We start from the raw sequence: 11,901 nt of genomic DNA, 5'->3' as shown, positions 1-11,901 counted from the left end.
TATAAAAAAATAAAGGATATTTAATGGATTTAGATAAAAATGTTATATATGAAGATGATGATTTACTCTCTCCAATAGACGTTTCAAAGATATTAGGAGTATCGAGGACTACTGTAAATTATTGGGTAAGACATTATGGACTTAAAGCTGATGTTACACCAGGAAAAAGATACAAAATTAGATATGCAGATTTAAAAGTATTTTTAGCATTCAATAAAAGAGACAAGAGAGCTAAATTAAAAAGAAGAGTATCTAAATATAAAATAGCAATTATAGAGCCTATTGAAATTACAAGAAAGAACTATTTGCAATGGCTTAGAGAAGATTATGAGGTTTCTATAGTTTCTAATTTAACTAATCCATTAAATGAATTAAAAAAGATACTTCCAGATATTATTCTAATGGATATTAATTTATCTGATGATAAGGATTATTTTTATTTATTAGACGAGATAAAAAAAGAAATAAGCTTAAGAATGGCACTTATTATTATAATCACAAAAAAATATAATGAAGATGATGTAGTTAATGGACTTGAAAAGGGTGCTTGCGATTATGTACAAAAGCCTGTTGGTCAAAATGAGTTAAATGCTAGAATTAAGAATGCTTTGAGATTTTATATAGATGTTTAAAGCATACTAATTGGGTCTATATCTATTTCTATATAGTTTCCTTTTTGAGCTATAAAGGATTTGTTTAAACTTTCAAAGAATTCTTTTAGGAGCGAATGCGAAAGAGTTTTTATTAAAATATTCCATCTATAATATTTATTCAGCTTACTCATAGTACAAGGAGTAGCACCCAATATTTCTACTTTTTCAGTATATTTATATGTAAGAGTTCTAGCTAAATCTGCTATAATGTTGGCATCACTTTCTACTTTTTTGGCATCTATTCCTCGTACAACAATCCTCACCAATCTCAAAAAAGGAGGATAAGGCAAACCTGCAGTATGTTTTCTATTTTCTATTTCTCTATTGTAAAAAGAAATATAATCGTGCTCTTTAGCATAAAGTATAGCATAATGATTAGTATTAAATGCTTGAATATAAACAACTCCTTTTTTATCTCCCCTTCCGCTTCTTCCCGCAACTTGAGTTATTAAATTAAAAGTTCTCTCAGCACTTCTAAAATCAGGTATATGAAGCGACATATCGGCAAGCAAAACACCAACCAAAGTAACATTAGGAAAATCAAGCCCCTTAGCTATCATTTGAGTTCCAATTAAAATATCTATTTCTTTGTCTGCAAATCTTTTAAATATATCTTCATATTTTTTTGTTCCGCCAACAGTTTCTTGATCCATTCTCTCTATAACAGCATTTGGAAATAAAGTATTAAGATTCTCTTCAACTTTTTCTGTACCAGTGCCAATTCTCTCAAAATGCCCAATGTTACATTTATCGCATAGCTCCTCTACAAATTGAGTATATCCGCAGTAATGACACATAACAACATTCTTTTTTTTATGATAGGTAAGCGAAACAGAACAATTAGGACATTCCAACACCACTCCGCAATGGGAACAGCTCACCACTGGTGCATATCCTTTTCTGTTTAAAAATAATATTATCTGCTCTTTAAGCTCTAATTTTTTATTAATCTCTTCCACCAGTGTTTGGGTAAGCATTGGAAAAGAATCAGCCCTCTTTTCTTTTTTTAAATCCAAAATCTTAACTTCCGGCATATTAATTGATGCTGCTCTTTTAGTGAGAGTAAGAAGCTCTATAGTGCCATTTAAAGCATGATAATAACTTTCAAGAGAAGGAGTAGCACTTCCCAAAATAAGTGTAGCATTTTCTCTCTCTTTTCTATAGAAAGCAATTTGCCTAGCATGATACCTCGGAGTTTCATTTGATTTATAACTAGTTTCATGCTCTTCATCTATCACTATAATACCAAGATTAGGGGTAGGAGAAAATATAGCACTTCTTGCTCCTATCACAATTTTTATCTCATTATTTCTTATCATCTGCCAATATCTATATTTAGCAGTAGGAGATAATTTACTATGAAGCACAGCAATCTTTCCTTCAAACCTTTCAGCAAATCTTTTTATGGTTTGAGGGGTTAGAGATATTTCTGGAAGTATAACTATAGCCTGTTTTCCTAAATCCACTACCCTTTTTATAGCCTGCAAATAAACTTCTGTTTTACCGCTTCCAGTAACACCATGAAGCAAAAAACTTTTAGCTTTTTTTTCTTTTTCTATGCTTTTTAATATTATATTTAAAACATTTTCTTGTTCATCATTAAGTTTAAGGTAAGGTTTTTGTTTAACTTTTATAGGTTTAGGAGTAGTTTTCTTTTTGGAAGGATTTCCAGCGGGTAAAGCAGCAAATAATGCCTCACCGTAGGAAGAGTGATAATATCTGCTCATCCATTTAGCTAAATTAAATTCATTTTCAGAGCATATAGGTTCAAGGTCTATTCTAGTAGTGATAGGCAGTACTTTATAATCTCCATCAAGGTCATCAGTCTCTTCTATTACAATACCCTTAGTGCCTCTATTTCTTATAGGAGCTATAACCCTACAGCCTATCAAACTATCATTTATATCATCAGGTTTTTTGTATGTAAGTACCTTATCTATAGGAAGGTTAAAAACAACTTTAACATACATTACATTTTTTCACGACGTTTTTTATCTTCATATTTAGACATACAATTAATACATCTTAAAGTATATGGTATAGCAGTTAATCTCTCTTCATTAATTTCTTCTTTACAATCTATACATTTACCATAAGAGCCATCTTCAATTCTTTTAAGAGCATTATTAAGCATATCTAATCTGTCTCTTTCTTTTTGTGAAAAAGATACTAAATTTTGTTTTTCGTAAGCCTGAAAAGCTATATCAGCCAAATCCCCATGAGCATCTTCTTTAAGTGTTTCGTAAGATTCATTACCGCTTAATAATTCATCTAAAGTCTTTCTTTTTTCTTCTAAGATTAAATCTTTAAATTTCTTTAATTTTTTAGCATTCATTTCTTAAACACCTTATATAATATTTTAAGAGAATAATATATAATTAACGTTTTGAGAATTGGAATAGCTTTCTAGCACCAGATCTACCGTATTTTTTACGTTCAACCACACGAGAGTCTCTTGTAAGGAAACCATTACGTTTTAAAGTAGTTCTAAAGTCTTGACTCTCACCTATTAAGGCTTTAGCTATACCATGTCTAACAGCATCAGCTTGAGCAGAAACTCCGCCGCCGCGTACATTAGCATATACGTCATATTTACCTAAATTTCCTGTTACTTTTAAAGCGTCTTCCACAACTTTAAGTAAAGCTGCTCTATTACAGAAATATTCAGCATAATTCTTACCATTTATTAAAATTTTGCCGCTGCCTAAAGTTATACGAACTCTAGCATTAGCAGTTTTTCTTTTGCCTGTGAATATAGTTAATTGTTTAGATGCCATTTTTTAACTCCTAATTATATATTTACAACTGTAGGTTTATTAGCTTCATGCTGATGTTCGCTGCCAGCATATACTTTTAACTTTTTAAGATGCTGTCTGCCTAATGGATTATGTGAAAGCATACCCTTAACAGCTATTTTAACCATTCTTTCAGGATTTCTCTCTAAAAGCTCACCATAGCTTACAGATTTTATACCGCCGGGATAACCTGTGTGTCTGTAATGTATTTTGCCTTTCTTTTTATTTCCTGTTAATACTATATCTTTAGCATTTATAATAATAACATAATCACCATTATCTAAGTTGTAAGCATAATCAACTTTATGTTTTCCTTTTAATAAATAAGCTGCTCTGCTAGCAACTCTTCCTAAAGATTTACCTTTAGCATCTATAATAAGCCAGTTTTGTTTTATATCTTTTTGGGATAAAACATAAGTATTATCTTTTGTTTTTAATGTTTTCTTATCCATAATACACCTTCTAAAAGTTTTTAAATATTGTGGTTTTTATTCTAAAATGTAACGAGTGAGTAATTATAGCATAAATAACTAATGAAGTCAAATTTTTTTATAGTTTACTTCACATAAATTACATGAATTTTATATTTTTTATTTAAATTAGCACAAATAACAATATATCAAACCTAATTTCATCTTTTTATACTTATATAATTTATTTAGTATAAATCTTGCCATTATGTTTTTCTTTTATTTTTGCAACAGTATCAGATATCATATTAACAGACTGCATAATATCATCAAACACCTCTGGCCTTATAGATTGTGCCCCATCACATAAAGCATGCTCAGGGTCATTATGCACTTCTATAATCATACCGTCAGCACCTGCAGAAATGGTAGCAAGAGTTAAAGGAAGTGCCATCCAAGATTTACCGCTTGCATGCGAAGGGTCACCTATAACAGGTAAATGGCTCAAACGCTTTATTGCTGGTATTGCCGATACATCAAAAGTGTTTCTTGTGTAAGTTTCAAATGTTCTTACTCCTCTCTCACATAATACCACATTATCATTACCCTGATTAAGTATATACTCAGCACTCATTAGCCATTCTTCTATAGTGTTAGCTAAGCCCCTTTTTAAAAGTATTGGTTTTTTTAATTTTCCAACCTCTTTTAGAAGCTCAAAGTTTTGCATGTTTCTTGCCCCAATTTGAATCATATCAACAGTATTTTCAAAATCTTCTAAATGTCTAATAGATACTATCTCACTTACTATAGGAATGCCAACTTCTTCTTTTGCAAGTTTTAATATTTTAAGTCCGTCAAGTGCCAAGCCCTGAAAAGCATAAGGTGAAGTTCTTGGCTTAAAAGCTCCCCCTCTAAGCATTGAAGCTCCTGAAGCTTTTACGCTTTTTGCTATGCTTATTAATTGTTCCTCACTTTCTACAGAACAAGGTCCTGCTATTATTACGGGTTTCTCTCCTCCTATTTTTACACCAGACACATCTACTATAGTATCTTCTTTTTTAAATACCCTATTTGCCCTTTTAAATGGCTCTTGTACTTTTAAAACTTTTGATACTCCGGGTAAAGATGCTATTAATTCTCTGTCTATCTTGGAAGTATCACCAACCATTCCTATTACTGTATAATCCACACCAACACTTTTATGTATTCCTAAACCTGCATTTTTTAATCTTTCTATAATACTTTCTATATGCTCTTCTTTGGCATTTGGTTTCATTACTACTATCATAATAAAATCTCCTTAAAAAATAATATTATTTTATATATTTTCTATTTAAAAAAAGCCCTTCTAAAATAAAGCCCATGAGCAGGAGCAGTTACAAAAGCAAGAGTTCTATCCTCTTTTTTTAATATCTCTTCTATAAAATTAATAGGCATATTCTTTCTTTGTCCTTCAACCAATGTACCAACTATAATACGAACCATATTATGCAAAAAAGCATTGCCCCTTATAATAAAATATATAGTATCTTTTTTTCTTATAGCTCTCACTCTCTCAATATATCTAAACTTAGAATCATTCTCATCTTCAGTAGAGCAAAAAGATGTAAAATTATGCTCACCTATAAGATATTTTGCATATTCATTTATAAGCTTTTCATTTATAATATTTTTTCTATAAAACCAAGAATATCTCTCATAAAAAGGAACCGATATATCACTGTTTTGTACTACATAAATATATTCTCTAAAAGTAGCAGAAGCTCTTGCATTAAAACTATCATCAACCACTTCAGCATTAATTATTCTTATATCCTTAGGAAGAGAAGAGTTTAAAGCCCTAGTAACCCTTTCTATAGGCACAAGCATTTTTTCAACCCTAAAATTAGCCACCTGCCCCAAAGCATGCACCCCAGCATCAGTTCGTCCGCATCCATATATGGTGCTTTTTTTTGAATATATTTTTTGAACCGCCTTGTAAATTTCACCCTGAACCGTTCTCAAATTAGGCTGTATCTGCCAGCCATAAAAATCTGTGCCGTCATATTGTATTGTTATTTTTATATTTGTCATTATTATTTATACTAGTAAAAATTATATTTGAATAATCATACTATAATAATAAATTAAGTCAAATTATTATTATAGTAATATTTTTTAATAAGTATTTTTTAATTATTACACAAAATACTAAAAATAAAAAAGAGCTGAGAAATAATAATATCCCAGCTCCCAAATAATAATATATTTATAAGTTTTATTCTTCTATAATAATAACATAAGTCATTCTAGAGCGTTTTATTGTAATTGTAAATGACTTATCATCACCATAAGATTTAACAAACTTATTATAATCATCAATATTAGATATTGTTATTCCATTAATAGCCTTAATTACATCACCAGGTCTAAGTCCTGCAGCATAAGCTTTAGAGCTTTGAGTCATATTTAATACAACAACACCCCTCTCATTGCTTCTAATCTGAAGTCTTTGAGATATCTCTGGAGTAACCTCAGAAACATCTAAACCCATCCAAGCATTAGCATCTCTTGAGCTTTGTGATGAATTAGAACTAGGTACAACATCTTCATCTTCTTCTCTAGCCTCTATTGTAATTCTTGTAACTCTTTCTTTTCCATTTCTTAAATATTTAACTTCAACTTTGCTTCCAACTTTAGTAGTAGCAACTTTATTAAATAAGTCAACACTCTTAGTCATTCTCTCGCCATCAAACTCAATAATAATATCACCATCTTGTAAACCGCCCTTAGAAGCAGGTGAATTAGGTATAACCTCACTTACATATACACCAGTATTTTGTTTAACATTTAAACCTCTAGAAAGATTTTCATCAATGTCTTGTAAATATATTCCTAAATAACCTCTAGTAACTCTTCCATTTTCTTTTAAATCTTTCATAACAGAAGTAGCAATGTTAATAGGAGTAGCAAAACCTATACCAATGCTTCCGCCGGAAGTAGAATATATCAAAGTATTAATTCCTATAACCTGACCATGTATATTAAATAAAGGTCCGCCAGAATTACCGGGGTTTATAGCAACATCAGTTTGAATGTATCTCTGATATCTATTAGCTCCAACATCGCTTCTACCTTTAGCACTAACTATACCAAAAGTAACAGTATTATTTAAACCATAAGGGTTACCAATAGCGATAGCAAATTCACCGGGTTCAATAGCATCACTGTCTCCTAAAGCTACATAAGGAAATACTCTATCAGATTCTATTTTCAATAAAGCTAAATCATAAGCCTCATCATAACCTATTAATTTAGCAGGCAACTCCTCATCTTCACCATATAAAACAACCATAATCTTAGTAGCACCCTTAACAACATGGTAATTAGAAAGAACATATCCTTCATCATTAACTATGAAACCGCTTCCTAAAGATTTTTGGCTTCTTCTTTGTCTAGGCATTTGATCTCCAAAGAAAAATCTAAAAAACTCATCAGCATATCTATCTTCATAAGTCTGACCAGACTCAATCTCTGTAGATATATTAACAACAGCAGGCATATTCTTATTAACAACTTCTCTAATAGCACTCTCAACCTCTAAAGCCCCATCTAAAGAACCATTAAAAGCAGCCTTTTCTGGTGCAGCCTGTGCATGTACAATAAAATCTCCGTCTTTAGAGTTCTTCTCATAAGAAAATATAAAAAATGATATTATTATTCCTAATAAAGTGAATGTAAGACCAAGATTTAGAAAAAACATAAACGATTTTTTATTTTGATTCATATATATAACTACCTCCTATAATTGTAGTTTATTTTTAATTTTATTATATTGATTGAATGATGATTTCACTATATAAACCTGTTATAAAAAAGTAAAGTAAAAATTATCTGTAATTATTATGCTTATAAAATACTTCAGGCTCTCCATTAGGACGAGTATTCCATCTTGGATGCACCCAAAGCCAATTTTCAGGATACTTTCTTATAATATCTTCTAATTTCTTAGTATATTTTTGAGTATTATAATATAAAGTCTCCTCTTTAGTCTCTTTCTCTTCTATATACATCATCTCAGAAACAATTATTTTATGATGACCATACCTATCAGGCACATCATACATTATAACTATAGGAGCTTTGGTCTTCATGGCAACTGCAACAGGTCCAACAGCAGTAGCACATTTCTCACCAAAAAAATCAACATAAATTCCATCTATGTAATTCTGATCGCATAAAAAAGCAACAGGCTTATTTTCTCTCAAAGCATAAAATATATCTTTTAAATTGCCCTTCCTAGCAATACATTTAGCCCCTCTTTTTTCTCTCCAAGACTTCATATAAGCATCTAGTTTAGGATTATCTAAAGGCCTCACTATAACACTAGGATTATATCCATGAATGCCAAAATATGAAGCTATAAACTCCCAATTACCAATATGCCCTGTAATAACTACAGCTCCCTTATTTTCTTCTAAAGCCTTATCGAATATCTCTCTGCCTTCTATCTTTATACGTTTTAATATTTGTTCATCTGACATCCTTGAAGCCTTTATAAACTCGGCAAAAGTCATCATCATAGATTTCATAGAACGTCTAGCAATAAGCCTTCTCTCCAAATAAGATTTCTCTGGAAAAGCCTGCTTCAAATTAATTAAAGCAATTTTCCTTGTCTTTGGAGCTACATAAAACATCAAAATCCCTATAATCTTTGCAAAAAATATCACAAAAATATAAGGAAAAAACGATATAACTTCCATTAATATTCTTAATGGAATATACTCAAGCATAATAATTTTATTTGATTTGTAAGCCAATTCCTACTCCTGAACATTATCATCATCTTTCTTCAACTCAGATTCATCAGATTCATTTGTTAATTCTTCTTCAATATTTTTTAAATTATCGTCTAAATCATCTTTTTTTTCATCTTTAACACTATTTTCTTCTTTTTGTTTAGCAACATTTTCTTCTGATTTTTTAGCACCTTCTATTAATATTCCAGCTCCAGATAATTCTCCTGCTGTAATTAAATAATAAAAACCAGATACAAAATAATAAGCCTCTGTTAAAGCTTTTAATACATTATATCCCTGTATTCTTTTTTTACTGCCGCTAACATCAGAAAAGAATGTTAATATCTCATTAGGATTTGCTATTATCCTTTCTCTCTCTTCTCTATCTAATAATAGTTTATCTAATTTCTTTTTTAGAGATGATATAATAGAAACTATATGTGATTTTAGGTTTTTAGCAGTGTAAGATATTTGCCCATTTTTTTCAGCCAACATAGATACTCTTTGCTCAAATCTCATAGTAGTATCTTGTTCTATTTTTAAAGCATTTTTGCACATATCACTGTACTCTAAAAATCTAGAATTAGAATCTGATAGCGATAAAAATATGTTATTAAAATCACTCTTATAATCTGTTCTCACCAAATTATCATAAAGCAAATTATATTTTACTTTATTAGAAACAAATAATACAGAATACTCTCTATCTAAAAAATCTAATAATACTTTTATTCTATATATTTTATCATCATCTGATACTTTAAAAAAAGGATCACTTTCTATTTCTATATTATTATCTGCTTTTCTAAATGAAACCACTTTCTCTATAAGTTTTACGCCTATAGATTCTATTTTCATTAATTTTTCTTCTTCATTGTCTTCAGCTGTTTGAGTCTCTTTTGTTTCTTCTTGCTGCTGTTTTGTAATTTCTTCTTTTTGCTTTAATTCTTTTTCTTTTTTGATTTTAGTATAATATCCAACTACATCTGTTTCTGTGATACCTAGAAAATTATTAATATCAGACAATGTTTCAAGTTTTTCTTTAGAAGCATATTGAAGCAAAGAGAATAATCTAGGATAATATTTTGAATATATTAAATCTACATCTTTTTTAAAATTAGATATTCTAGGATTAATAACTCCCTTACTAATATTATCTACTATAGAATATGCAAGCAAAGCTTTTTCTCCTGCCAATTTTAATTTTGAAGAATAAGCATGCAAAATATATAAAGGCTTAAACATAGCCTTAAGTTCATTCACATAACTGCTTGCTTTTGTAGGGGAATGTAAATCTTTATACTGTCTTAAAAAAGTCTTATAAATATTTTCATCATATTGATCTTTTATACGCTCTAAAAGTTCAACATCTTCCAAATCATTAGCAAATTGAGCTAATATTTTTTCTTTTTTACTTTTAGGCTCTAGAGAATTATCATCCATTGGATTTAGAGCATTAAATATAAAAGTATCCATCTCCAAAAATGCTGATATAACATTCTTATCTATAAAGCCCAAAAACTTATTATGTACATTTCCTCCAAAGGTTGTTATTGTTTTATTAGATAAAGCATCAAGCCATAATTTTAAGCTTAAAAATACACTTTTTCTTTTTTTTACAATTAATGTACTAGTTGGCTTTTCCTTTTTTGGAGCTTGAGAGGCATTAGTATAAACATAATTTCCTCTTGGAGTGCTATTAGAATAATTATTATTTTTAGGTTTATTATAACTAGAAGTAGTTTTTTTAGATGAATAGTCAAGTGTAGATTGCTTTTTTCTGTTGGTTATTACCTCACCGCCTGCATCTACAAACTTATTAAATAAATTTCTTCTATCATCTTCTTTAAGATTATCTAGCTTTAATCTATTTCTAGTATTATCTATATCACCCATAGAAAATAACTCCTAAAAATATTATATAATTATTTACCCCTATGTATCATAGTGGCTGTAGCCTGATTACCTGCTAAAATAGTCATACTAGATACTTGAACATGTCTTTTTCTAGTGATAACGTATTCTATATTATCGGCTATATCTTCTGCATATAAAGGATCAAAACCCTTGTAAACATTATCAGCCTTCTCTTTATCTCCTTTAAATCTAACAGTAGAAAACTCTGTGTTTACAGCACCCGGTTTTATATTTGTTACTCTTATAGGCTTGTCTATTAACTCAACTCTTAAAACATCTCCAAACATCTCTACAAAAGATTTACTAGAACAATAAATGGCTCCTCCAAAATAAGCCTCGTCTGCAGCAGTAGAAGCTAAATTAATGATATCAGCATTTTTACTATTAAGCATTAGAGGTATTATCATTCTAGTTAATACTATCAAACCTTCGCAGTTTACTCTTATCATCTGCAAGCTGTCTTCTATATCATTGTTATAAAAATAATCCTTACCCAAAGCAAGCCCTGCATTATTGATAAGTATATCTATATTCTTCCATTCATTTTCTAATGAAGATACAGCATTTTTTATGCTATTAACATCGGCATAATCTACTTTGATAACTTTTACTTTTATATTATAATCTTTCTCTAACATACTTTTAAGAGACTCTAATTTTTCAATTCTCCTAGCTGTTAGAATAAGATTAACACCATTAGAAGCAAGCATCTTCGCAACAGCTTCACCAATACCAGCACTAGCTCCAGAAATAAAAGCCAATCTGCCTTTAATATCTTCTTTATACATAAAAACTTGCCTTTATAATTATTTATTCAGCAGTTCTTACTCTGCCAGCAACATCTTCTGCAGTGTATTGCATACCAACCTCTTGAAGATATTTTGAAATTAAAGTATCCATTTGTTTTTTTAAGCCCTTTGAATATAATTCTGCTACAACTGTACAATTTTGTTTAGAGTCCCATTTGCTCTCAATTATAGATACTCCCCTCACTCTTCCTGCAACTCTCTCTTGTATTACATATTCATCTATCATTCCCTTTTCTGTAGAGCTTAAAGATTCTACATAAGAACCAACTATCTTAGCTACTATTTTATTTTTAGCATCTAACTCTGCAGCCTGTCTTGATACAACTTCTCTTCTAAACTTATCATCAACATCTATATCATCACTAGGCGAACCCATCCCCATTACTCTAAAAGTATCATCATTTATCCAACCTTCAGGATTGTTTCTGCTCACACCTGTTCCGCAAGAAGTTAATACTATCATCATCATAATAGTTATAAGTAAGTACAATTTGTTATTTTTCATATAGCGTACCTCCGTTTATTAATATATTTAATAT

At 30.1% G+C, this 11,901-nt stretch carries 12 protein-coding genes; 1 reads left to right on the top strand and 11 read right to left on the bottom strand.

Features of this window, described 5'->3' with window-relative positions; all coding sequences use genetic code 11:
• Window positions 1-23: 23 nt before the first annotated feature.
• On the top strand, window positions 24-632 hold the full coding sequence (locus GQX97_RS07760) for a response regulator (RefSeq protein WP_157151376.1): 609 nt from the start codon (window positions 24-26) through the stop codon (window positions 630-632).
• Here the strand turns inward: GQX97_RS07760 and priA are convergent.
• The 11 genes from priA to GQX97_RS07705 form a co-directional block, all read right to left on the bottom strand.
• Window positions 629-2,623, bottom strand: coding sequence for a primosomal protein N' (priA, locus tag GQX97_RS07755; RefSeq protein WP_157151375.1), 1,995 nt, complete (start codon window positions 2,621-2,623; stop codon window positions 629-631). The two genes, GQX97_RS07760 and priA, sit on opposite strands and share 4 nt — an antisense overlap.
• The gene (locus tag GQX97_RS07750) at window positions 2,623-2,988 is read right to left on the bottom strand and encodes a TraR/DksA family transcriptional regulator (RefSeq protein WP_157151374.1); all 366 of its coding nucleotides are present in this window, start codon (window positions 2,986-2,988) and stop codon (window positions 2,623-2,625) included. The genes priA and GQX97_RS07750 overlap by 1 nt, the downstream gene beginning before the upstream one ends.
• 43 nt (window positions 2,989-3,031) lie before the next feature.
• Window positions 3,032-3,430 carry a 30S ribosomal protein S9 gene (rpsI, locus tag GQX97_RS07745; protein WP_157151373.1) on the bottom strand — a complete coding sequence of 133 codons (399 nt, stop codon included), beginning with the start codon at window positions 3,428-3,430 and terminating at the stop codon, window positions 3,032-3,034.
• 14 nt (window positions 3,431-3,444) lie between these two features.
• Window positions 3,445-3,900: a 50S ribosomal protein L13 gene (gene rplM / locus GQX97_RS07740; protein ID WP_157151372.1), complete on the bottom strand. Its 456-nt coding sequence runs from the start codon at window positions 3,898-3,900 to the stop codon at window positions 3,445-3,447.
• A 202-nt stretch (window positions 3,901-4,102) separates the two neighbouring features.
• Window positions 4,103-5,146, bottom strand: coding sequence for a 3-deoxy-7-phosphoheptulonate synthase (gene aroF / locus GQX97_RS07735; protein ID WP_157151371.1), 1,044 nt, complete (start codon window positions 5,144-5,146; stop codon window positions 4,103-4,105).
• A 41-nt stretch (window positions 5,147-5,187) separates the two neighbouring features.
• Complete coding sequence (gene truA / locus GQX97_RS07730) at window positions 5,188-5,931, bottom strand: tRNA pseudouridine(38-40) synthase TruA (RefSeq protein WP_157151370.1); 744 nt, start codon at window positions 5,929-5,931, stop codon at window positions 5,188-5,190.
• Between the two features lie 184 nt (window positions 5,932-6,115).
• Window positions 6,116-7,624 carry a Do family serine endopeptidase gene (locus GQX97_RS07725; RefSeq protein WP_157151369.1) on the bottom strand — a complete coding sequence of 503 codons (1,509 nt, stop codon included), beginning with the start codon at window positions 7,622-7,624 and terminating at the stop codon, window positions 6,116-6,118.
• Window positions 7,625-7,727: 103 nt separating this feature from the next.
• Window positions 7,728-8,657, bottom strand: coding sequence for a lysophospholipid acyltransferase family protein (locus GQX97_RS07720; RefSeq protein ID WP_157151368.1), 930 nt, complete (start codon window positions 8,655-8,657; stop codon window positions 7,728-7,730).
• A gap of 3 nt (window positions 8,658-8,660) precedes the next feature.
• Window positions 8,661-10,532 carry a hypothetical protein gene (locus tag GQX97_RS07715; protein ID WP_157151367.1) on the bottom strand — a complete coding sequence of 624 codons (1,872 nt, stop codon included), beginning with the start codon at window positions 10,530-10,532 and terminating at the stop codon, window positions 8,661-8,663.
• Window positions 10,533-10,561: 29 nt separating this feature from the next.
• The gene (locus tag GQX97_RS07710) at window positions 10,562-11,341 is read right to left on the bottom strand and encodes an SDR family NAD(P)-dependent oxidoreductase (protein ID WP_157151366.1); all 780 of its coding nucleotides are present in this window, start codon (window positions 11,339-11,341) and stop codon (window positions 10,562-10,564) included.
• A gap of 22 nt (window positions 11,342-11,363) precedes the next feature.
• The gene (locus tag GQX97_RS07705; RefSeq protein WP_157151365.1) at window positions 11,364-11,867 is read right to left on the bottom strand and encodes a hypothetical protein; all 504 of its coding nucleotides are present in this window, start codon (window positions 11,865-11,867) and stop codon (window positions 11,364-11,366) included.
• Between the last annotated feature and the right edge of the window lie 34 nt (window positions 11,868-11,901).

This window comes from Brachyspira sp. SAP_772 (genome assembly GCF_009755885.1).
GTDB lineage: Bacteria > Spirochaetota > Brachyspiria > Brachyspirales > Brachyspiraceae > Brachyspira.
The sequence above is the reverse complement of the archived record's forward strand: the minus strand, read 5'-3'. Positions and strand labels throughout refer to the sequence as shown.

Excerpts from the sequence above, each read along its gene's own strand:
- GQX97_RS07725 (WP_157151369.1), bottom strand. The coding sequence starts at position 7,624 with ATGAATCAAAATAAAAAATCGTTTATGTTTTTTCTAAATCTTGGTCTT.
- GQX97_RS07710 (WP_157151366.1), bottom strand. The coding sequence starts at position 11,341 with ATGTATAAAGAAGATATTAAAGGCAGATTGGCTTTTATTTCTGGAGCT.
- rpsI (WP_157151373.1), bottom strand. The coding sequence starts at position 3,430 with ATGGCATCTAAACAATTAACTATATTCACAGGCAAAAGAAAAACTGCT.
- aroF (WP_157151371.1), bottom strand. The coding sequence starts at position 5,146 with ATGATAGTAGTAATGAAACCAAATGCCAAAGAAGAGCATATAGAAAGT.
- GQX97_RS07705 (WP_157151365.1), bottom strand. The coding sequence starts at position 11,867 with ATGAAAAATAACAAATTGTACTTACTTATAACTATTATGATGATGATA.
- priA (WP_157151375.1), bottom strand. The coding sequence starts at position 2,623 with ATGTATGTTAAAGTTGTTTTTAACCTTCCTATAGATAAGGTACTTACA.
- truA (WP_157151370.1), bottom strand. The coding sequence starts at position 5,931 with ATGACAAATATAAAAATAACAATACAATATGACGGCACAGATTTTTAT.
- GQX97_RS07715 (WP_157151367.1), bottom strand. The coding sequence starts at position 10,532 with ATGGGTGATATAGATAATACTAGAAATAGATTAAAGCTAGATAATCTT.
- GQX97_RS07760 (WP_157151376.1), top strand. The coding sequence starts at position 24 with ATGGATTTAGATAAAAATGTTATATATGAAGATGATGATTTACTCTCT.
- GQX97_RS07750 (WP_157151374.1), bottom strand. The coding sequence starts at position 2,988 with ATGAATGCTAAAAAATTAAAGAAATTTAAAGATTTAATCTTAGAAGAA.
- rplM (WP_157151372.1), bottom strand. The coding sequence starts at position 3,900 with ATGGATAAGAAAACATTAAAAACAAAAGATAATACTTATGTTTTATCC.